This window comes from Acinetobacter guerrae, assembly GCF_009372255.1.
GTDB classification, from domain to species: domain Bacteria; phylum Pseudomonadota; class Gammaproteobacteria; order Pseudomonadales; family Moraxellaceae; genus Acinetobacter; species Acinetobacter guerrae.
Genome location: NZ_LXGN01000052.1, coordinates 1 through 231, shown reverse-complemented (window position 1 = coordinate 231; position 231 = coordinate 1). Strand labels below are relative to the sequence as shown.

At 40.7% G+C, this 231-nt stretch carries 1 pseudogene; it reads left to right on the top strand.

The window, feature by feature from the left end:
- Positions 1-231, top strand: a pseudogene (locus A7A69_RS13365) (acyl-CoA desaturase); the annotation flags it as partial.

Sequence of the window (231 nt, the reverse complement as noted above, 5' to 3'; positions counted from 1 at the left end):
CGCAGAACAGGAGTTGGCAATATATGGTCATGAGGTCAACAACGCTCTTGCTCAGATGAAACAAAGTATTGCGAAAGAATACGAAGCATTTACCCTTACACTTAATGATTGGGCAAAGCTTAAAGAGCAGGAACTACAAGCCAAAAAGGCAGCCATGGCAGAAAAAATCCATCAAATGGATCATAAGCTTAAAGTCGATTTTCAACTGCTTGAACATCGCATGAGTCATCA